Annotated in this window: 17 protein-coding genes and 1 pseudogene; 4 read left to right on the top strand and 14 right to left on the bottom strand. The window is 44.0% G+C overall.

Going from position 1 to position 21634, the window contains the following annotated elements; translation table 11 throughout:
* Positions 1-254 precede the first annotated feature (254 nt).
* Positions 255-1040 (bottom strand): 3-hydroxybutyrate dehydrogenase, encoded by a 786-nt coding sequence (locus tag GVX98_RS11250; protein ID WP_159128112.1) that lies wholly within the window; start codon positions 1038-1040, stop codon positions 255-257.
* A 37-nt stretch (positions 1041-1077) separates the two neighbouring features.
* Positions 1078-2502 carry a GntP family permease gene (locus GVX98_RS11245; protein WP_058869080.1) on the bottom strand — a complete coding sequence of 475 codons (1425 nt, stop codon included), beginning with the start codon at positions 2500-2502 and terminating at the stop codon, positions 1078-1080.
* Between the two features lie 576 nt (positions 2503-3078).
* Between GVX98_RS11245 and GVX98_RS11240 the strand changes: the two genes are divergently transcribed.
* The 4 genes from GVX98_RS11240 to GVX98_RS11225 all read left to right on the top strand — a co-directional run bounded on the left by GVX98_RS11240 (position 3079) and on the right by GVX98_RS11225 (position 6192).
* Positions 3079-3960 carry a LysR family transcriptional regulator gene (locus tag GVX98_RS11240; RefSeq protein ID WP_159128111.1) on the top strand — a complete coding sequence of 294 codons (882 nt, stop codon included), beginning with the start codon at positions 3079-3081 and terminating at the stop codon, positions 3958-3960.
* A 237-nt stretch (positions 3961-4197) separates the two neighbouring features.
* Positions 4198-4902: a CoA transferase subunit A gene (locus tag GVX98_RS11235; RefSeq protein ID WP_159128110.1), complete on the top strand. Its 705-nt coding sequence runs from the start codon at positions 4198-4200 to the stop codon at positions 4900-4902.
* Between the two features lie 2 nt (positions 4903-4904).
* Positions 4905-5552: a CoA transferase subunit B gene (locus tag GVX98_RS11230; RefSeq protein ID WP_159128109.1), complete on the top strand. Its 648-nt coding sequence runs from the start codon at positions 4905-4907 to the stop codon at positions 5550-5552.
* A 253-nt stretch (positions 5553-5805) separates the two neighbouring features.
* A complete protein-coding gene (locus GVX98_RS11225) occupies positions 5806-6192 on the top strand; it encodes a carboxymuconolactone decarboxylase family protein (protein WP_004981378.1) in 387 nt (128 codons plus the stop codon).
* 102 nt (positions 6193-6294) lie between these two features.
* Here the strand turns inward: GVX98_RS11225 and GVX98_RS11220 are convergent, their stop codons facing one another.
* The 12 genes and pseudogenes from GVX98_RS11220 to GVX98_RS11165 all read right to left on the bottom strand — a co-directional run bounded on the left by GVX98_RS11220 (position 6295) and on the right by GVX98_RS11165 (position 21527).
* The gene (locus GVX98_RS11220; RefSeq protein ID WP_369412402.1) at positions 6295-8430 is read right to left on the bottom strand and encodes a TonB-dependent receptor; all 2136 of its coding nucleotides are present in this window, start codon (positions 8428-8430) and stop codon (positions 6295-6297) included.
* Between the two features lie 76 nt (positions 8431-8506).
* On the bottom strand, positions 8507-10930 hold the full coding sequence (locus GVX98_RS11215) for a glucose/quinate/shikimate family membrane-bound PQQ-dependent dehydrogenase (protein ID WP_159128108.1): 2424 nt from the start codon (positions 10928-10930) through the stop codon (positions 8507-8509).
* 181 nt (positions 10931-11111) lie between these two features.
* Positions 11112-12464 (bottom strand): carbohydrate porin, encoded by a 1353-nt coding sequence (locus GVX98_RS11210; protein ID WP_159128107.1) that lies wholly within the window; start codon positions 12462-12464, stop codon positions 11112-11114.
* Positions 12465-12524: 60 nt separating this feature from the next.
* The gene (locus GVX98_RS11205) at positions 12525-13985 is read right to left on the bottom strand and encodes a NosD domain-containing protein (protein WP_159128106.1); all 1461 of its coding nucleotides are present in this window, start codon (positions 13983-13985) and stop codon (positions 12525-12527) included.
* Positions 13986-14012: 27 nt separating this feature from the next.
* On the bottom strand, positions 14013-14870 hold the full coding sequence (gene aroD, locus GVX98_RS11200; protein WP_159128105.1) for a type I 3-dehydroquinate dehydratase: 858 nt from the start codon (positions 14868-14870) through the stop codon (positions 14013-14015).
* Between the two features lie 156 nt (positions 14871-15026).
* Positions 15027-15656 carry a protocatechuate 3,4-dioxygenase subunit alpha gene (gene pcaG, locus GVX98_RS11195; RefSeq protein ID WP_159128104.1) on the bottom strand — a complete coding sequence of 210 codons (630 nt, stop codon included), beginning with the start codon at positions 15654-15656 and terminating at the stop codon, positions 15027-15029.
* Positions 15657-15671: 15 nt separating this feature from the next.
* Entirely contained in the window at positions 15672-16397 is a 726-nt protein-coding gene (gene pcaH, locus GVX98_RS11190) for a protocatechuate 3,4-dioxygenase subunit beta (RefSeq protein WP_159128103.1), read from the bottom strand.
* 26 nt (positions 16398-16423) lie between these two features.
* A complete protein-coding gene (gene pcaC / locus GVX98_RS11185) occupies positions 16424-16858 on the bottom strand; it encodes a 4-carboxymuconolactone decarboxylase (protein ID WP_004981395.1) in 435 nt (144 codons plus the stop codon).
* 14 nt (positions 16859-16872) lie between these two features.
* The gene (locus GVX98_RS11180; protein ID WP_086208646.1) at positions 16873-18228 is read right to left on the bottom strand and encodes an MFS transporter; all 1356 of its coding nucleotides are present in this window, start codon (positions 18226-18228) and stop codon (positions 16873-16875) included.
* 42 nt (positions 18229-18270) lie between these two features.
* Positions 18271-19047, bottom strand: a complete 777-nt coding sequence (gene pcaD / locus GVX98_RS11175) for a 3-oxoadipate enol-lactonase (protein WP_171503360.1) — start codon at positions 19045-19047, stop codon at positions 18271-18273.
* 8 nt (positions 19048-19055) lie between these two features.
* Positions 19056-20411 carry a 3-carboxy-cis,cis-muconate cycloisomerase gene (gene pcaB / locus GVX98_RS11170; RefSeq protein ID WP_159128101.1) on the bottom strand — a complete coding sequence of 452 codons (1356 nt, stop codon included), beginning with the start codon at positions 20409-20411 and terminating at the stop codon, positions 19056-19058.
* A 22-nt stretch (positions 20412-20433) separates the two neighbouring features.
* Positions 20434-21527 (bottom strand): annotated as a pseudogene (locus GVX98_RS11165) (acetyl-CoA C-acyltransferase).
* Positions 21528-21634: the final 107 nt, after the last annotated feature.

Raw genomic sequence — 21634 nt, 5'->3', positions numbered from 1 at the left:
TTTTCTCCTTAATCTATTGATTTAATTACTCTACACTAAGTCTTTCATCCTTAGTATTTAAAACATTGAACTATAAATCAGAAAAAGAGAAAGGATTTGAAAATCTTCAGTCTATAAATCTATATTTACCGACTCATTCATCAAGCTCACCACTTATTTAAACCTAGGTCTTTCTGCAAAATCTATCGCTATAAAAAAAGCCCCAGATACGAACATCCAAGGCTTCTCAATTTTTAAATCTATGCTGAGCTAAGTTATTGCGCGGTATAACCACCATCCATCACCACGGCTTGACCAGTTATACCGCCCGCCTTATCACTGGCAAGGAAGATTGCATAATCCGCAATTTCTTCTACACTGAGTAAGCGTTTTTGCGGCACCATCGCCAAAATCACATCTTCTAATGCACTTTGCTCACTGACATTTCGGGTTTTAGCCAAGTCATGAATTTGACCACGTACCAACGGCGTATCGACATAGCCCGGACACAGAGCATTCACGGTGATGCCATCGCGCGCGCACTCTAAAGCCGCAACTTTGGTCAAACCAATTACACCATGCTTAGCACTGTTATAGCCGGCCTTGCCAGCAAAACCGATCAGACCGTTAATCGAAGCCATATTAATCACGCGACCAAACTGCTGCGCTTTCATGATTGGAAATACGTACTTAATGCCAATGAACGCCCCCACCAACATGACATTAATCAGCTTTTGATAGACTGCAGTTGGAAAGTCTTCAATCACTGCAACATGCTGAAAACCCGCATTATTGATGAGGATGTCCAACCGCCCATAGGTTTTCTGAGTCAGTTCAATTGCTGTTTTATATGCCTCTTCATTGGTCACATCGCAAGGCGCAGACAATGCTTCAAAGCCTTGCTTTTGAAGTGCCGCCACCGTTTCAGCACACTTCTCTGCATTCATATCAGAAATGACAACTTTTGCACCTTCACTGGCAAATTTCTTTGCAATTTCATGTCCAATACCACTGGCTGAACCGGTAATAAATGCAACTTTATCTTTTAACAGTTGACTCATGATGTACTCCGTTGTCTTCTTTTTTCATTCCAAAGTCTTAAACAATACCAAACCAAGTAAAGGCAGCAATGGCAACAAATACCGCGATGGTTTTAATAATCGTGATGGCAAAAATATCTTTATAAGATTGTTTATGGGTTAAACCTGTGACCGCAAGTAAGGTAATCACGGCGCCGTTATGCGGTAAGGTATCCATACCACCAGATGCCATCGCAACAATACGGTGCATCACTTCAGGTGGAATACCCATGGCTAAAATCGCAGCATTGTACTGATCCGCCATCGCACTTAAAGCGATACTCATACCGCCAGAGGCTGAACCAGTCACACCCGCTAAGACTGTCGTGGTAACCGCACCATTGACCAGTGGATTGGTAAAAGTATTGCCCAATGCATGGCTAATAATCGCAAAGCCCGGTAAGGCCGCAATAATCGCACCAAAACCATATTCAGATGCGGTATTCATCACGGCAAGTAAAGACCCGCCAATACTGGCATTGACACCATCTTTGAAGCCCGTATAGACACGACGGAAGTCAAATGAAATTGCCGCGATAATGCCCACAATTAAGGCTAAACCCACGGCCCAAATGGCAGAGGTTTTCGCAACATCGACGGTGTAAGCTGCAAGTCCAATGGCATTAAAGTCGAAACCGTTTGGATACCATTCTTTAATCGCAGTGGATAAATACTTATTGGTCACGGCAACTAAAATGAGCGGTACAAAAGCCAACCATTGACGTGCGGTAGAACCATTCGAGGTTGTATCTAAGTTTTGCTTCAGTTGTTGTTGCTCGGCTTCTGTCAGCTCAATACCTGTGGCATAACCATCGCCATTTCGAGCGGCTACACGGCGACGCCATTCCAAATAGCTCAGGCCCGTTGCTAGAACAAATACCGCACCAATCAAACCAAGAAACGGCGCTGCATAAATATCTGTACCAAAAAAGGTCGTCGGTATAACGTTTTGAATTTGCGGGGTTCCCGGCAAGGCATCCATGGTAAACGTAAATGCACCAAGGGCAATGGTTCCCGGAATCAAACGCTTTGGAATGTTGGCTTGTCTAAAGAGTTGATTTGCAAATGGATAAACTGCAAAGACCACCACAAAGAGACTGACACCGCTATAGGTTAAAATCGCCCCTAAAAGCACAACGGTTAACATTGCATTTTTAGAACCAATCAGGTTCACAATGGTTTTGGCAATGGATTCGGCAATCCCTGACATTTCAACCACTTTACCGAAGATGGCACCGAGTAAAAACACCAAGAAATAATCTTTAATAAACCCAACCATTTTGGGCATAAATACGCCTGAATAAAAAGGCAAAACGTTAGCAGGGTTTATCAGTAAAACCGCCAACAGGGCACAAATCGGTGCCATAAGAATTACGGAAAAACCTCTGTAGGCTGTATACATCAGTAGCCCAAGAGACAATAAAATTACACCTAAATCCCACATATTTTTTACTCCATCCTTAAAGAAAATATGTCTTGATGTGCTGTGATATTAATGGCTAATGATGTCAAATCTAGTTGAGTCACAGTGCAATCAGCCTGTGCGGAAAGACCGAATACGCATTCATAGACCGTCTATTTCCCTCATGACGAGATGTCTATTTGCACTCTGATCTATGTACTATATTTATCCATCAGAGCATTAATATTTCAGCTTATTGGGTCAGACTATAATGCATATAAACCCACACATTGTTTGAAAATAATCATTGAGTAAGAAGAAAAATTGATTAATATCCAAGCCCTAGCAAGACTGATAAAACTAATTGCATCAAGTTAAAGGTAAAATTTCAAAATCGCACGAAATGACCAATTTTTATATTTTTCATTCAGTTAAAACATATTTTTACAGACTATCATGCTGTTCGACTTATACTGCTTTGACGAATTGATAAAAATGACACCCACTTCCATCACTTGATCTGTTTTGACCGTCTGTTGTATTTTTCATGTAAACCATTTGAGAACAGCACGTTCATTTTCATTCAACATCGTGTTGCATCATTGCTCAGGGAAGCTCATGACACTCAAACAATTAAAAGCCTTTTTGGTCCTTGCGCGTACGCTTAATTATGCCAATGCAGCCAATGAACTGTGTCTGAGCCAATCTGCTTTAAGCTTAAGCATTAAAACATTAGAAGAAGAACTGGGTGGAAAACTATTTAAACGCAACACGCGCCGAGTAGAAATCACCACTGAAGGTCAGTCCCTCATTCCCTATGCCAAAAAGCTTCTGGCCAACTGGGAGGATATGGAAAAAGATGTCAAACAGCGCTTTAAACTCAACCGTGGCACTTTAAATATTGCCTCAATGCCCTTTGCCACTCATGCGGTACTCCCCGAAGTGATGCATGATTTTTCACAGCAGCACCCCAACATCAGTTTTTCAATCCATGACATCACCAATGAAAAAATCATTGAAAAAGTTCAAGAAGGCATCTTTGAAATCGGCATTTGTTTTGAACCCAAGGCCAATGACCAACTGATTTTTCAGCCTTTATTCAATGAAGACTTTTTAGCTCTATTGCCCAAACACCACGTCTTAGCCAAGCAGAAAAGCGTGACGTGGCTTGAACTCTGCTCTTGTCCATTTGTGACCTTACAAAACCCCTCAATTATTCGGCATGTGATTGAGGAACATTGTGCAGCGCTTCAAGTGGTGCTGGATTTGAAAGTCGAATGCCACCAAATCAGTTCCCTTTCACACTTTGTCGCCTATGGCATGGGCGTCAGTGCTATTCCACGACACTTCCAAAAATTCATCGACCTTGAAAAAAATGTGTTGGTTGAAATTGAGGACAATCAAGCGCAGCTCGCGGTGGGCATTATTTATAAAAAAGATTATGAACTGTCTAACATGTCGTCCCAATTTATTGAAACCACACTTTGGCATCATTTCTAAGCTAAGTTCTCCCTCCTTGACTAAGCGAAACTGAGGCTAAACCTTTATAGTTCAGAATAAGCCGTATGATTATTTGCATAGCTTTCGTACATGCTTTGACTCTTCTTTTATCTATTTTTCTTTGTAAATATTCTGCATTAATGAGTTTTTCTTATTATACGTTAGAAAGATTCAATTTCTAAAAAGTGCAGCGCAATGCTAAAAAAATAACAAGCAAGGAAGATCAGGAAATAAAAGATGAATAAAGTCGTCGCAAATGCAGCCGAAGCATTGGCTGATGTGGTTGCCAATAATCAAACGGTTGCCGTGGGTGGTTTTGGCCTCTGTGGTATTCCAGAAGCATTAATTGATGCCTTAAAAAATACAGGTGTCACAGGTTTAACCTGTATTTCAAATAATGCAGGTGTGGATGGCTTTGGTTTAGGTAAATTATTAGAAACCAAACAAATTAAAAAAATGATTGCCTCTTATGTCGGTGAAAACAAAGAGTTTGAGCGTCAGTATCTCAATGGTGAACTTGAAGTTGAGCTCACTCCGCAAGGTACACTCGCAGAAAAACTACGTTCAGGCGGCGCAGGTATTCCTGCATTTTTCACCCAAACAGGTGTAGGCACCCTCATTGCCGAAGGCAAAGAAGTCCGCGACTTTGATGGTCGTCCGCATATTTTAGAAATGTCTCTCACTGCGGACGTTGCTTTAGTGAAAGCCTACAAAGCCGATAAAGCCGGTAACTTGGTATTCCGTAAAACAGCGCGTAACTTTAACCCTGACTGTGCCATGGCAGGCAAATTCACGATTGCCGAAGTTGAACAGGTGGTTGAAATTGGTGAAATCGATCCAGATGACATCCATTTACCGGGTATCTACATCAACCGTGTGGTACTGAACGCCACTCCCAAAAAGCAGATCGAACAACTGACCATTAAAGCAGAGGAAGCTTAATCATGGCTTGGACACGTAATGAAATGGCGCAGCGTGCTGCCCTTGAACTCGAAGATGGTTTTTATGTCAACTTAGGTATTGGCTTACCGACTTTAATGGCCAATTATCTACCAGAAGGGATCAATGTTTGGTTACAGTCAGAAAATGGCTTGCTCGGTATTGATGAGTTTCCAACCCGTGATGCAGTTGATGCAGACTTGATTAATGCAGGAAAACAGACCGTCACCGCACGTAAAGGGGCTGCATTTTTCTCAAGCTCAGAGTCCTTTGCCATGATTCGGGGTGGACATGTCAATATTGCTATTTTAGGTGCAATGGAAGTCTCTGAAACAGGCGACTTGGCAAACTGGATGATTCCGGGTAAAAAAGTCAAAGGCATGGGCGGTGCAATGGACTTAGTTTCTGGTGTACAAAAAGTCGTGGTTCTGATGGAGCACTGTGCCAAAGATGGCACGCCTAAAATCGTGCCTCAGTGTACCCTACCACTCACAGGTAAAGCTGTCGTCAGCCGTATCATTACCGACTTAGGCGTGATGGATATCACTACTGAAGGTGTGAAACTGGTTGAACTGGCACGCGATGTAAGCCTAGAACAAATCCAAAAAGCGACTGGCTTAGCACTCATCATCAATGACTTTAAAGCCGCTTAGTACAAAACGACATCATTAAAAGCAGCTTCGGCTGCTTTCTTATTAGGCTCAATCAAAAAGATTTTCAGTTAGAAAAGACTTCTTTACAGCCTTTGAATCAAGCATAAAAACCATCATCATCTTGGCCTAGAGTATATCTATACTTCCAAATATATTGAAGGATGAATCCTGCGCACATCTTTTCAACCTAAATATCGGATGAAAAACCAAACAGCTCGGCTACTATATTTGCATTCCACATTCAGAGGTTCCCATGTCACAACAAGATTATGAAAATGGTTTAAAAGTTCGCACAGAAGTCATGGGCGAATCTTTTGTTAAACGTGCTCAGGACAATACTGTACCTTTCACCCAACCGTTGCAGGACTGGATTAATGAACATGCTTGGGGCTCAACATGGCAACGTGAAGGTGTCTTACCGCGTAAATATCGCTCGTTAATTACTATTGCATTTTTGACAGCACAAAAGAGTCCAACTGAACTGAAAGGCCATGTTCGTGGTGCGTTGAATAACGGTGCAACGGTTGAAGAAATTCAAGAAGTCCTTTTACACAGTTTGCCTTATTGCGGCGCACCTGCGACTCAAGAGGCTTTCCGTGCTGCGCTGGAAGTGATTCAGGAATATCAAAGCAACTCATAAATAGATTGAGCACCCATACAAAAGCGTCTTTTGCAGTCGTATGGCGCGATTCATTTGGTTTGGCTATGCAGCAGCACTATTTGCCTAGCCAAACCATTTCCATTAAAAGGCTTTGGTCACACTCATGCCAACGTTAAAGTTTCGACCATCGGCAGGTTCAAAGAAGCGACTATTGCCGTCATTCACAATCACTGAGCCAACATAGTTACGGTCAAACAGGTTATCAACTCGGGCATAGCTGTTTACTTTCCAGTCACGATTTACCCATAAATAGCCGACATTTGCAGCCACGACGGCATAACTTGGCGCAGTATCTGAGTTGATATCATCGACATAAATTTTATCCATATAACGTGCTTCTAAGCCTGCTTGGAAGCCCTGTTCAGGTTGCCATGCAATACGGGTAAACACTTGGTTTTTGGCAATTCCGGGAATCTTATTTCCTTTATCAATAGCTTTTGCATAAAGTTTTTTTGAATCCTTTAGTTCTGCTGTATAACTATCAAATTCAGCATCAATATAACTAAAGCTCGATTGTATGTTGAGTTCTTTCCAAATCGTTTGTTGCCATGAAAGCTCTAACCCTTGTCGCGTGGTTTGATCTGCATTACGAAAAGTCGCACGACCATCACGTGTTCCCGCTGTCACTATATCGTTTTCTGTATCTGTTTGGAAAACAGCAAAAGTGAAGAACCCAAATGGATTCTGCGACTTTAAACCTAGCTCGTAATTATCACTACTAGCAGGTTTTAAAGTGAAATTCATGCCTGATTTCGAAGGATCAGTGTTATAAGCCATTTCGGTAAAGGTTGGAGTTTCAAAGCCTTTACCATAACTGGCATAAGCATAAAGTTCAGGTAAAATTTCCCAACCTAATGCCACAGATGGCAATAATTTTTGATAATCGGTTGAGCCACTGTCATCACCATTGCCATCTACAATGTAATGATCATCGGACTCATAATGCACATTGCTATAGCGTAAGCCTGTATCAAGATGCCACGTAGGTAAGAACTGCCATGAAGCTTGTACATACGGATCTAAATTCCATAAGGTATTATTTTCATTACGGCGTAATGCACCTTTTACACCAAAGTTACTTTCATTATCATAATTTTTATAGCCTTTCCGGTCTTCAACCATCCGGTCTAAAGCCACACCGGCAACTAAAGTTGTATTCGGTAAAAGCGCTTTACCCGTCCAACGGAAGTCTGCACCATAATAATCCCGATCAAAATCAATCACGCCACCTGCATGGCGATCATTCTCTTGAAACTCTTTTGGAATCGACTGATATTGTACAACTTGTCGGTTGCCCAAATAGAACATGCTATACAACTCTTGCTGGTCATTCAGCGGCTTAGTCCACGTCAGTCCTGTTTGGGTTTGTTCAATTTCTTTACGGACATTATAGGTATTTTTGCTATCATTGACTTGTTTTGGATTGGCTTTCCACTGCTCACGCTTTAGACCTTGTGGGTCGTCAGCATCAATATCGACACGATTCATCACCCAGTTGATTTTACTGCCATCCTCTAAGTTCCACGTCAGTTTGGCATTATTCAATACTTTTTGTGCTGCACTATGGTCTCGAAAACCATCAGTATCAAAATAAGAAGAACTAATCACATAAGCGGGCTGATTGGCCTGTTCGGAACCCCCTTGTAATTGGATATTGGCTTGTTGCTTATGGTGGCTGCCTGCATTAAGACCCACTTGGATTGAGTCTTTGCCTTGCCCTTCTTTGGTCTCAGCCAAGATGGTTCCACCTGATGAATTACCATATAAAGATGAAAATGGTCCTGTCAGTACTTCGATGTGATCCAAACTATTGAGGTCAATATTGGAACTTTGCCCTTGACCATCAGGCATGGTCGCAGGAATACCATCGACATACATCCGAATGCCACGTACGCCAAAAGTTGAACGAGCGCCAAAGCCACGCATCGAAATCTGTAAGTCTTGCGCATAGTTTTCACGGTTATTAATTTGTAAGCCTGCAACCCCTTGTAAAACTTCGGATAGGTTCACATTGGCATTGTTTTGTACTGTAGCCGCTTGGACTTTTTGAATTGATGCAGAAGTCGATAACAACTCGCTATCGGTATGTACCGCTTGGACGGTGATGACAGGAAGTTGATATTCTGTCGTTTCTGCATAAGCATGCATAGATTGTAAAATAACCGCAGTCAATAAGGCTTGTTTAAAAGGCGCAGGCATCAAATAAGTTAATCGCACAATATTTCCTTGCTTGTTATTAGCATAAAAATGGGAAGCCTATCATCTCGACAGGCTTCCCATACAATAAAACGTTTTAATCGGCTAAGCTATACGCAACCACATAATCACCATGATCAGGCGACTGACGTGCCCCACCTGCGGAAATGACCACATATTGCTTGCCTGTTTTTGGAGAAATGTAGCTCATCGGTGTCCCTTGGCTACCTACGGGTAAACGCGCTTTCCATAACTCTTCACCATTAGATGAATTGAAGGCGCGCAAGTAGAAGTCTTGCGTTGCAGCAAAGAACACTAAACCACCTTGAGTCGCCATTGGACCACCAATGGTTGGCATACCAATCGGCGCTTTTAAGCCCATTTTAATGCCCATTGGACCAGTATCTTCAACCGTACCTAAAGGCACCTGCCAAGCCACTTGACGGGTTTTCATATCAATCGCCGTCATGGTTCCGAAAGGTGGTTTTTGACATGGAATGCCCAGTACCGACATAAAGCGGTTTTTATTCACTTTATACGGTGTACCTTTCATTGGCACTGCACCCATACCAGTGTTGACCTTCTCTCCGCCACTGGCTTCAAGTTTTAAGTCTTCAGGCGTTTGTTTAATCAGCTGAATCCACAAACCTAGGCGCATGTCGTTGACAAACATATAACGATGCGTTGGGTCAAATGCGATACTGCCCCAGTTCATCCCACCCAGCGACCCCGGAAAACTTAAAGATATATCAGAACCCGGTGCTGTAAAGAGACCGTCATAACGCATCGATTTAAAGTTAATGCGACACATCAACTGGTCAAATGGCGTTGCGCCCCACATGTCCGATTCAGTCAAAGTTTGATTACCAATCTGTGGCATTTCAACTGAACGTGGTTGGGTTGCACTGTATTGCTCATCAGGAATATCTGCAGCTTTTACAGGTTGCTCAACCACTTTGGTTAAAGGCTTGCCTGTCACACGGTCGAGTACAAAGAACTGCCCTGACTTGGTGCCAATGACAACAGCAGGTTTGGTTTGCCCATTTTGCATTGGAAAATCAACCAAGCTTGGCTGCATGGGTAAATCGAAGTCCCAAAGGTCATTATGAACGGTTTGATAAACCCACTTCTCTTTACCTGTGGTTGCATCTAAAGCCAAAACGGAAGAATTGTACTTATGGTCTACAGGCTGACGGTTTCCACCCCAGACATCAACCGACGAACTGCCCATCGGTAAGAACACCGTGTTCATTTGCGGGTCGTAGGACATTGCCGCCCAAGAGTTTGCCGAGCTACGTTTATAGATTTCACCCGGTTTCAGGACATAGTTTGGATTTGGGTTACGTGGATCAAAAGCCCAGCGTAGCTGCCCAGTAATCACGTCATAGGCACGAATCACACCACCGGGCATATCCGCTGCAAAGTTATCAGCAATACGACTTCCAACGATGATACTAGTGCCTGCAATGGTTGGCGCCGAAGTCACTTCAAAACGAGGCGCTTGCGTGCCCGCACCTAGACCTTCCAGTAAGTTCACCGTTCCATCGACACCAAAGTCTTTACAGCGTTCGCCTGTATCGGCATTGACTGCAATTAAACGACCATCAGGTGTATTGGTATAAACACGACGTGGACATGCGGTATTGTTTGCCACCGCAGTCACCGCACTTGCACCTGCTAAAGTCGGTTGTACCAAGACTTGAGTCGAGTCAAAGTAACCCACACCACGGCAACGCTCCCAAGCATCCGCTTTAGAGTTCACTTCAGCCTTCCAGATTTGTTTACCTGTGTCTGCATCTAAAGCAATAATGTTGTTATGCGGTGTACATAAATAGACTTTATCACCGACCTGCAAAGGCGTGAGCTGGTCTTCTGCGCCATTACCCGTACCTGTAGTCATATCGCCTGTTTGAAAGCGCCATGCTTCTTTTAACTTAGACACATTATTACGGTTAATCTGATCCAGTGCGGCAAAACGACTTCCACCAGCATCATTACCATAGTGAGACCAATTCACTTGTTGGGTTTGAGCCGTTACAGGCACTAGAGGGAGCTCTTCACCACTGGCTTTTACCGTTGGATGTGGAATAAACATGCCATATAAACCACCCAGCATACCTAACACCGTCAAACCACCTAAGGCATAAGCAGGTGCTGAAGGTGCAATTTGAAATTGGTACTTACGAATAGCAGGTAAAGTAAAACACAGTGCGGCAAATAAACCCGCAGGAAACATTAACCGTGAATGGAGTGCCCAAAAATCCCAACCTGCATCAAACAGTGCCCAAACCACGGTCCCAAGAAAAACCAGTGCAAAAATCCAGACACCCAGTGCTTTTTTTCTAAAAATAAAGATTGCGGAAATGGTGGTCAATAAACCTGCAATCAGGAAGTACCAAGAACCACCTAGACTAATCAGTTTTCCACCACCGATTAAATAAAATAAGCCAGTCAGCAATAAAGCTAAGCCTAATATAAAGCACCATATTTTAAATATGGGTTGAGATTGCGCTTCGGACATACGTTTTACTCCAAATGCTATGTTTTAAATGACCACTCCTACTTTGTTCTGAGCATCATTCACACCACATCCAAACTTTTGAGCATCCACAATTAGTTTGCTTCAGCAACGAAAAGAAAGAGCATTTAAATTCAGCAATCACATCTCTGATATTTTAAACACTCTTCCACTTCAAATACGATTAAAAATTCACCTTAACGCTAAGACCCGCCACCCATGCGTCATCCACTTCTTTCACCCCAGAAGGTTGATAGATATATTGCAAGTTGGGTCTGAGCATCACCGCAGGTGACCACTGATAGGTATAGTTCAACTCAACATTGAGTTCGTCATGTTGAATTGGGACATAATCGCTGGCGAGCGCGTCATAACTGTAATAACCACGGCCTTCATTTGTGGCGATTTGCTTGTCCGTCACACGGTCATTCACCACATAGTTGGCTAAACCAAAGCCAATCGAATCATTAGGGCGGCTGTCAAAAGGTCCTTTATACCAAAGTGCCAACTGCTGCGTACTTTCTACGGCGGTGGTATCTCGGTCATTGATGACCCCATTGAAACTGATATATAAACCACGTTTAGGATCAGCCCCATCTTGGGTCAGTTGTTGTTGAGCATTCAACCAAAAACTATATTTGCCATCGTGGATTTCTCCTGATGTGCCCACATCTTTAGCTTCTGCTGTGGAATACAGTGCACCGAGTTTATATTCACCCGGTAAACCATTAAATGTGGCAAGTTTTGGTTTCCATGCCAGTTCAACTGGAATGGTCGCCCCTTCGACATTGTCCATATCGAGGTTAAAGCCATCACTGTCTGAGTCTGTTTTGACATTGTCTGGGTTAACTTCATAGACGCCAACGCCAAGTGACCAGTCTGGTGCAAATTGGTATTTAACATTGGTGCCCCATAAGCTGACAGGCCAGTTATGCCAAATCGAACCGATGGACTTACCTAACTGTCCACCACACAAAAGTAAGTTCTGAAACTCACATTGCGAGCTGTTAAAGTCATCCGACATGCCCATACGTCCAATCTTAAATTGGACACGATTATCGTCAAATCCTGTTTTTATCCATGCTTGGGTTAAGCGCCAGATCTTGCCACGCCCATAAATTTCCTGACTATTCCCCAAAGTACTTGCACGTGGGTCTTTAATACGTTCAAGTGTTAAAGCATTACCATCACGCTTGGTTACCATGATAGCCGCGGTAGTATTTTCCCAGCCTGCAATTTTATTCAAATCAAAATTGGCGCCTAAGGTCAACTGTGCAGCATTGTCAAAACTGTTGTCATCGTTATAACCGCCAGCTAAATTGGTCGCTGCCTGACTCATAATCGAAGCTGTAAATTTATAACCTTGGTCTTCCAGTTGCTTCCTTTCACCGTTCCAATCGCCAAACAACCATTGACGGTCTGCCGAATAAAATTCATTAGCTGAGGCAAGCTGACAGCAAAGTAGCGCCAACGGCAGCATGCTCATTTTTACAATCTGTGTTTTTAAAATCGATGGTTTTAATAATTGTTGTTGCATAGTCAAATATCCTTTTTGTGAGGAAAACTCACACTCCGTGAGTTTTCCATGCTGTTTTTATTATTTCACTCGAACAGCTGAACTTAATTCAGAGGTCGCACCCAAATGGTCCGTCACACTGGCAGTGACATTAGACATACCACTTGAAACTTTCCACGTTACTTGACCTTTGCCTTCGGCATTCGTGGTCAGCACTTGCATACCTAAATATTGCTCTGCTTCTTGACTATTCGCTTGCTGATTGGCAAAGAATTCAACCTGATAGCGTTGATTTGGCTGCGCTTGAACTTCAGCTTCAACTTGACCTTTACTATAACTTAAGCGCGGTGCTTGAATATTTTGATTTGGAATAGCATTACAGCCCTGCTCATTTGGCTGTGTACAAGTTTTTTGAAGTTTTGCATCTTCAATCACCACGCCACCACCACGAGAACCGACAAAACCAGCATGCTCAAGCGCAGGCACTGCAAACACAATGGCACCCAGACGTTGGTTTGGTACACATGAACCACCAGCTTCACAGCGTTTAATATCTTTACCATTGTCCCAAATTCGGTTTTTGGTCAACGTTGTACGCGCATTGGCATCTTTTTCTGAACGAATGGCAATGCCAAGACGGTTACCATGAACTTTATTACTGTCAAAAATGTTGCCATCACCGGTGAGGTTAAAGCCTATCGAATTGTTGGTCAGTTCGTTATAGGCTATGTAATTGCGCTTACCCCAATTTATTTGCAAACCATCAGAGTAGTTTTCAAATTTGTTGCCGATCACCGCATTGTCATTACCCCACAGAATTTCGATACCTTGCGACGGTTCTGGGTTAGCTTTGGTTGAAGTGAACAGGTTATTCGCAACTAGGTTAAATGCCGCACCACGCGTCAGCTCTAGACCATCGCCATTATCTACAAACAAGTTGTTCAAAACTTTGTTGTTATTAGTGGTGGTAGAGGTTGGATTGCCCTTACCATCATCGCCCGTCAACATCACGCCTGAACCACCGTAGTTATTACTGATACGGTTATGTTGAATCAAGTTATTGCTTGAGCGGTTCACCAGTACACCAATACAGAAACGATGAATATCAAGACCTTTTAAGGTCACGCCATTCACATCTTGCAAAACTAGACCAGGTAAAGTAGTGGTACGGACATTGGTGCCATACTGTTCAGGGTTTGCCCCCGGACATGCTTTAGCACCCTCACCTTTAATGTAGTTTGAACCGTCAATCGCAATAAACTCACCTGTTTTGTCCCACTGCATCCCAATAATTTTCACAGAAGACTTAATAGGCGGTAAAGCTTGATTCAGCTTAATTACATACGGAGCTTTACCTACCGCTTGAATCTGAATTTCATTTTCGTGTGCAGCATTGGCATTGGATTGTTCAATTGCCCAACGTAATGAGCCTTTTGCAGTATCATCCTGATAGCGGTCAACAATATAAGTTTCTGCACTGGCCAAACCAGAAGCCAACAAACTTAAAATCAGTGTACTTAAACGTAAAGCTGATAATTTCATGTTCAAATCCTTTTATATCTTGAAGTCTTAAGGTGTAGGCTGCACAGTTTTAAGGAACTGCTTAAGTTGGGTCACATCAATTTGACCTGGTGCTGAAGCCTCACCAATCATGCCGAAACTAAGGCTACCGCCCATATTGGCAGTCGAGACACGTGAAATAGTGCCTAACTGTCCCATCGACATGGTTAGCAGTGGTTTTTGACTTTTTTGACTGACGGCCAGCGTGGCACTCATGAGGGTAAAGACATCTTGTTTTGACTTGGGCATCACCGCAATTTTAAGAATATCTGCGCCCATCTGATCTTGTTTCAGTAGGCGGTTTTCTATGTCCTGTTGCTCAGGTGTTTTGGCAAAATCATGATTCGACATGATCACCAACACTTTCTTGTCATGCGCCAACTTGGTTAATTTCGCTACACTTCCAGCATTGCGGAACATTTCGATATCCAGCAATTGCATAAATGGCTTTTTCAAATATTCATGATAAATCTTTTCATAGTCTTGGTCGGACACCGTCATTTTTCCACCTTCGTTATGGGTGCGAATGGTGGCAATCAACGGTTTGTCTTTTAAAATTTGATTCAGCTGCTGACCCAGTGCAATCACTTTTTTACTGTCGGCAGAAAACTCCAGTAAGTCGATGCGAAACTCAGCCACATCTGCGTTTGGGTTGCTGGCAATCACTTGCGCTTGGGCAATCGCCTGCTTTGCTGTTTTTGCGGTAATCGGTACAATGGTTTTGACAGGTAAGTCACCAATATTGAGATTTTTCACCACATAATGTCGCGCACTTGATTGAACCGCTTCTGCTGCAAATGCTGGCATTGCCGCTAAAACAGCACTGCTTAAGCAGAGTTGCATCGCAATTTTTTTAATCTTAATCATTACATTTCCTTGTATTTCTAAACTTATTGCCTGACTTCTGTCGTCAGCAGCAAATATACGTAGGATGGATGAAATGGGTCATGCCATCACCACGCCTAAACTTGAATCATTTCAACAAGAGCAATAATGAACTAGCTGCTCTTGCCATTCCGACAATTAGATGTCTAAGAAAACTGTTTCGTCTTCGCCTTGCACACGAATATCAAAGCGATACACCACTTCACCATCACGCACTTCACGTTTTGCAATGAGCGTCTGACGACGAGGTGCCCATTCAATGCCTTTCAGTACAGGATCTTGTGCATTGGCTTCAGCTTCATCCTCAAAATACACACGGGTATTCAAGCCAATATTAATTCCTCGAGCAAAGATGATCAGTGCGATATGCGGTGCTTGAGTTGTGCCTTTACGGCCCGGAACCGCACCCGGTTTAATGGTATTGAAACTCCAAAAACCAGTCTCAAAGTCAGCCCCTGTACGTCCCCAACCATGGAAATTTGGATCAACTGCTTTACCTTGAATATCGGCCGCACTTGGATACACACCGTTGGCATCCGCCTGCCAAATTTCAATCAATACATCGCGTAGCGGTAAACCTAAACCGTCGAACACTTGACCTTCTAAGCGAATACGTTCGCCTAAGGTTTTTTCTTGAACTAACTGATTGTTGAAGTTGTTTTCAAAGACTCCAATGTTGGCTTGTTTTGGTAACAAACCAATGTGTACATATGGTCCACCTGTTTGAGATGGCGTTTCATGCAATTCTTGAAAGTTCCAATGGTTCATGTTGTTCTCCCTGAATTAAGTCAAATCATTTTCGAAATAAGTCGCACGACGACCACGTAAAGTGATGTCAAAACGATAACAACGGCTGTCTGCTTCAATGAAGTTGCTCTTGTCTTCCAAGGCAATCAATGCACGACGTTGTTCTTCCGAAGGAATGGTTTTAATAATTGGACACGAATCAATCAGCGTATCGCCTTCAAAATAGAACTGTGAAATAAGACGTTGCGCCCAACCATCAGCAATCAAAGAGAAATGGATATGCGCAGGACGCCATTCATTAATACGGTTACGCCAAGGATACGGACCCGGCTTAATGGTACGGAATATAAAATAGCCATTGGCATCGGTCATCATGCGACCGCAGCCGCCAAAATTCGGGTCCATCGCACCAATAAACTGATCATTTGGATGACGATAACGACCTGAAGCATTGGCTTGCCACACTTCAAGCAAGGCATTTTTGACTGGACGACCGAACTGATCACGGACATAACCATGCACAATAATACGCTCGCCAATCGGTAAACCTTCTTTGGCATAGTTCAAAATCAAATCGTTATCTTTAGGTCCAAACTGTTCGGCACTAAACTGCGGTGAAGTCACTTCAGTTAAAGTTTCTGCAATCGAAATCAAAGCATTTTTTGGCGAGCGTAATACACTGGTTTTATAGCCGGGTGCATATGCTGGCGGATGATCATCGGTATTACGTTGTGCATAAGCACCTAAAATAAGTTGCGACATGTGACGTCCCTCTTAATCTTGTTCCATTACTCTTGATTCGTTTGTTCTTGGCTAAGTTGCTGTTCGCTCAGTTTTTGCGGGGCAATGCCCAAATCTGCAAAAACTTCTTCTGCCATGTGCATAGCTGCATTGGCTGCGGGTAAACCTGCATACAGTGAACAGTGCAAAATCAACTCTTTTAAATCGTCCTTCGTCACACCATTGTTAAAACAAGCACGTAAATGCATACGCAGTTCGTCTTCACGGCCCAATGCCAATAAAACAGCAATGGTGACCAAGCTACGGGTATGGCGCGGCATGCCCGGTCTAGACCAGACTTCGCCCCACGCAAAACGGCTAATAAAATTTTGAAAGTCGGCATTGAAATCATTCAAGTTCTCAAGTGAACGACCGACATGCTTTTCACCCAGCACTTCGGTGCGTACGGTAATTCCTTGTTCATAACGTTGTTCATCATTCATGGGAGAAACCTCAATTAAGTCGCATCGGTATGTGCGACCAGTGATTTAACAAAAATAGCGACTGCTGCTGCTGTTGCTGGAATCAACAGCAGACTTAAAATAGCTGTAAACGACCAGTCATTGCCCAGTAGAACTGCGCCAATCCATGCACCAAATACCGCACCGAAACGACCAATCCCAGACATCCACGCCACACCTGTTGCACGGCATTGGGTTGGATAAAAACGCGCGCTGAGTGCTGGCATAGCCGACTGTGCACCATTAATCGCAACACCTGCGCAAAGCACTAAAATGGCAAGTAAGGTTGGATTGGCTAAGCTCTGACCAACGGCAAAGGCAAAGATTCCCGCGACAAAGTAGAAGCCTGCAATAATGCGGTTCGGGTTGAAACGGTCCATTGCCCAGCCAATAAATAAAGCACTGAGGACACCGCCAAACTGAAATAAACCACCAATAAATGCAGCGCGTTCCATGGTTGCGCCTGTTTCACGCATTAGGGTTGGTAACCAACTGGTGAGTAGATAAATCATCACCAAACCCATGAAATAGGTTAGCCATAATAAAACCGTACCTTTGACATATTTCTGAGAGAACAGCATGCCAAACACACCTTTCTTCTCTCCACCTTCGGTTTTTTCTTCAGGTACATGAAACTCAGTAACACCCTGTACTTGCGTCGGTGCAATACGCGTTAGAATTTTGCGGACTTTTTCGCTGTCACGGCCTTTCACAATCAAGAAACGATAGGATTCTGGCAGGAAGAAAATCACCAAGATCATCAAGATCAGTGGCGACCAACCGCCCAGTAAAAATAAGCTGTGCCAACCAAAGGTTGGGATCAACCAACTACTGATGAAACCACCTGTCGCCATCCCCAAGTTGTATCCACAAAACATACAAGTCACGAGTAACGAGCGTGAGCGCTGCGGGCAATATTCAGAAAATAGTGTGGTTGCATTCGGCATCGCAGCACCCAAACCAATACCGGTTAAAAAGCGCAGGACCACCAAGGTATTTAAATCAGCTGCATATGCCGATGCTAAAGTAAAGCCACCAAAAATCAGCATCGAAACACTTAAAACAATCTTTCGCCCAAAGCGGTCAGCGGTTGGACCAGACACTAGAGCACCAATGATCATGCCGCCTAAAGCTGCACTCATGACTGGACCCAGTTGCGAGCGGTCTATCCCCCAGTCTTGTGCCAAGGCTGGAGCAATAAAACCCATTGCCGCAGTATCAATACCATCAACAAAAACAATGAGAAAACATACAATTGCGATCAACCACTGATATTTGCTAATCGGTGCATCATTAATCAGTGCTTGTGCGTCTATACTCGTTTTTTGAGTAGCGTATTCCTGAGACGCCATACCTGCCTCCTTGGGCTGAAAGTCCTTTTAAAAATCCTTAAACTATTGAAGCGATCCAATGAACTGACTGAGGGTTTGGTTAAACAGCTCAGGTTGCTCAATATTGGAAAGATGCGATGCATCAATCACCGCTAATTCACTATTTTTAATCTGTTGTTGCATAAAGACGCCATCTGCCACTGTCGTAACTGGGTCAAATGCGCCTGCAATCACTAAAGTTGGAATCTGAATCTGTTGAATTTGAGTAGATAGATCTGCTTGCGCGAGCGCTCGGCAAGATTCTGCATAGCCCAGTGCTGGCGTAGTCGCTAAAGATTGAATGGTGCGCTGCGCCAAAGCATCGTGTTGATAATCAAACTGCTCACTAAACCAGCGTGTATGCGTAGTCGCGACCAAATCTGCTAAGCCATTGGCTGCCACAGCATCTGCACGCGCATTCCAACCCTCTTCAGTCCAAATTTTGGCTGCTGAGTTCGCCACAGTAATGCTATGAAAACGATCTGCATGGTGAATACCGAGCCACAAAGCCGTCATGCCGCCCATTGAAATCCCACAAAAATGCGCTTTTTCAATGTTTAAACCGTTCAGAATATCAATCACATCTTCTGCAAGGTTTTGTACAGTGGTCTGCTCAATCACATCACTTTGCCCATGACCACGCGTGTCATAAGTCACAACTTTGAACTGCTGTTCAAATGCCGCAACTTGTGGCTGCCACATGCCTTTATCTGTACCCAATGAGTTTGAAAATACAATCACAGGTGCATGGTCTTGCCCACTGATTACAACAGATAAAGTCTTGCCTTGACGATTGGTCATCGTGATATTCACTTTGCCTCTCCTTTTGCTTCTTGCAACACCGCATCAATCTGGTCTTGAATATTGCCGAGATATGATGCGGGTTTAAAAATTTCTGAAATCTGAGCTGCACTAAAATAGGCTTTGACTGGATCGAGCTCAGTAATGACCTCTTTTAAGTGAACACTTTTTTCAACCGCTGTTTTGCATGCTGCTTCCACTACATGATGTGCCTGTAAGCGCCCCATATGCGGAGCCAAAGCCATCATCACCGCTTCCGCCATGATCAAGCCTTGGGTACATTCCAAGTTACGCTGCATGTTCTCGGCATTGACTTGCATGCCTTGTAACACATCCAGAGTCCGCTCCAATGCACCTGCACAGAGTTGGAAAATTTCAGGCAATGCCAACCATTCTGCATGCCATCCACCTAGACTACGCTCATGTTCCTGCACCATGCTTTGATACAAACTCGACATCAACACAGGTACACGATTGACTGCTGCCAAAACGGATGCCGCAGCAACAGGATTACGCTTGTGTGGCATGGTTGATGAGCCACCACGCCCTTTCGCTGCCGGCTCAAACACTTCTGCAATTTCAGTTTGCATCATCAATGACCAGTCACGCGCCATTTTGCCCAAACTGCCCGTCACTATCGCGAGAACACTCGCCACTTCAACAATACGGTCGCGCTCACCATGCCAAGTACAGCTTGGAACAGAAAGTTGTAACTGAACGGAATAAGCATGAACCACAGCAGTACCTTGTGCTTGCAATGAAGCCAATGAACCAACGGCACCGCCTAATTGAGCAGTAAAAACACGTGCTTTCATGGCTTCAATACGGGCTAAATCACGATAAAATGCCGAGGCCCAACGCGCGAATTTATGCCCCAATGTAATCGGCAACCCTTGCTGCAACCATGTGCGTCCAATCATCACTTGTGCACGATACTGTTCAGCTTGAGCCAAAGCTGTGCGGTAACATTGGTGAATTAAAGCTTCAACATGTGTCATTGCAGCACGGCATTGCAAAATACAGGCAGTGTCTAAAATGTCTTGACTGGTTGCGCCCCAATGCACATAACGCGCAGCATTTTCATCGTTTTGCTTCACAATCGCAGTTAATTGCTTCACAAAAGGAATCGCGATATTGCCCGCCAAACCTGTTGCAATCGCTAATGCATCAAAGTCAATCTGATCAATCGCAGTCTGGGCAACTTGGGAAATTGCTGTTGCTGCAGATTCTGGAATGACACCGACCTGAGCCTGCGCTTGTGCCAAGGCAACTTCAGCCTCAATCATGTATGACACCAATGCGCGATCACTGAAAATTTCAGTCACCTCGTTTTGGTAAAATAAGCTGGCATATAACTGGCTCATGATCGCTATCCTTAACTCTGCTTTAAACCCGCTGAATAATCATTGCAATGCCTTGACCGACACCAATACACATTGAACATAGCGCATAGGTGCCACCCGTTTGTTCTAATTGGTTTAAGGCCGTAGTGACTAAACGTGCACCCGATGCACCCAGTGGATGACCAATCGCAATCGCACCGCCATTTGGATTCACTTGAGTCGTATCGTCTGCCAGACCTAGGTCACGGGTAACGGCCAGTGCTTGTGCCGCAAAGGCTTCATTCAGCTCAATCACATCCATCTGCTCTAATGTCAGATTGGCTTGTTTGAGTAACTTTTTGATGGCAGGCGCAGGTGCAAAGCCCATAATGCGTGGTTCTACACCCACTGCTGTTGAAGCAATGATTTTGGCACGTGGTTTAAGCTGGTACTCTTGAATCGCGTGTTCTGAAGCAATCAGTACAGCAGCTGCACCGTCATTGATGCCTGATGCATTCCCCGCAGTGACGGTGCCTTCTGCTGTGACGACTGGCTTGAGTTTTGCCAAAGCTTCTAAGGTGGTCGATGCACGTGGATGTTCATCGGTGTCGACCACAATTGGATCACCCTTACGCTGTGGAATATTCACAGGGATGATTTCATGCGTAAAAAAGCCTTGAGCTTGCGCGGTTGCGGTGCGCTGTTGACTCGCCAAGGCAAACTGGTCTTGATCTGCGCGATCTATATTAAATTGTTGTGCTACGTTCTCCGCAGTTTGCGGCATGGTGTCTACACCATACATCGCTTTGAGCTTAGGATTGATAAAACGCCAGCCCATGGTGGTGTCTTCAATCTTCTGGCTACGGCCATACGGGGTTTCTGATTTGCCCATGACAAAAGGTGCACGAGACATACTTTCGACGCCACCTGCAATGATCAGATCGGCTTCACCTGCTTTAATCGCACGCGCTGCCATGGCAATCGCATCGAGTGATGAGCCATCACGTCATCGACTTGGGTCCAATCTACACTTGGATTACGTTGCATTAAGGCTTGAATTGGCACTGCACCCAAGTCATCGGCACGGATCGGAGCGAGTCCACCTGCATAACGTCCGAATGGGGTACGGATGGCATCGATGATATAAGCGTTTTTCATATCTGTTCTTCTCTTAATCCTCCCTTAATCCCTCCTTTAAAAAGGAGGGAGACCTACCGCACTTGATGCTAGAGAAGTCCCCCTTTAGCAAAGGGGGATTTAGGGGG

The sequence above is a fragment of the Acinetobacter sp. 8I-beige genome (assembly GCF_902505955.1).
Taxonomy (GTDB): domain Bacteria; phylum Pseudomonadota; class Gammaproteobacteria; order Pseudomonadales; family Moraxellaceae; genus Acinetobacter; species Acinetobacter johnsonii.
Note: the sequence above shows the minus strand (reverse complement) of the source record. Positions and strands in the feature narration are given on the sequence as shown.

Coding starts and splice junctions, on each gene's coding strand:
- GVX98_RS11245 (WP_058869080.1), bottom strand. CDS start 2,502: ATGTGGGATTTAGGTGTAATTTTATTGTCTCTTGGGCTACTGATGTAT.
- GVX98_RS11240 (WP_159128111.1), top strand. CDS start 3,079: ATGACACTCAAACAATTAAAAGCCTTTTTGGTCCTTGCGCGTACGCTT.
- GVX98_RS11235 (WP_159128110.1), top strand. CDS start 4,198: ATGAATAAAGTCGTCGCAAATGCAGCCGAAGCATTGGCTGATGTGGTT.
- GVX98_RS11205 (WP_159128106.1), bottom strand. CDS start 13,985: ATGAAATTATCAGCTTTACGTTTAAGTACACTGATTTTAAGTTTGTTG.
- pcaH (WP_159128103.1), bottom strand. CDS start 16,397: ATGTCGCAACTTATTTTAGGTGCTTATGCACAACGTAATACCGATGAT.
- GVX98_RS11230 (WP_159128109.1), top strand. CDS start 4,905: ATGGCTTGGACACGTAATGAAATGGCGCAGCGTGCTGCCCTTGAACTC.
- aroD (WP_159128105.1), bottom strand. CDS start 14,870: ATGATTAAGATTAAAAAAATTGCGATGCAACTCTGCTTAAGCAGTGCT.
- pcaC (WP_004981395.1), bottom strand. CDS start 16,858: ATGAATGATGAACAACGTTATGAACAAGGAATTACCGTACGCACCGAA.
- pcaG (WP_159128104.1), bottom strand. CDS start 15,656: ATGAACCATTGGAACTTTCAAGAATTGCATGAAACGCCATCTCAAACA.
- GVX98_RS11250 (WP_159128112.1), bottom strand. CDS start 1,040: ATGAGTCAACTGTTAAAAGATAAAGTTGCATTTATTACCGGTTCAGCC.
- GVX98_RS11225 (WP_004981378.1), top strand. CDS start 5,806: ATGTCACAACAAGATTATGAAAATGGTTTAAAAGTTCGCACAGAAGTC.
- pcaB (WP_159128101.1), bottom strand. CDS start 20,411: ATGAGCCAGTTATATGCCAGCTTATTTTACCAAAACGAGGTGACTGAA.
- pcaD (WP_171503360.1), bottom strand. CDS start 19,047: ATGACCAATCGTCAAGGCAAGACTTTATCTGTTGTAATCAGTGGGCAA.
- GVX98_RS11210 (WP_159128107.1), bottom strand. CDS start 12,464: ATGCAACAACAATTATTAAAACCATCGATTTTAAAAACACAGATTGTA.
- GVX98_RS11180 (WP_086208646.1), bottom strand. CDS start 18,228: ATGGCGTCTCAGGAATACGCTACTCAAAAAACGAGTATAGACGCACAA.
- GVX98_RS11215 (WP_159128108.1), bottom strand. CDS start 10,930: ATGTCCGAAGCGCAATCTCAACCCATATTTAAAATATGGTGCTTTATA.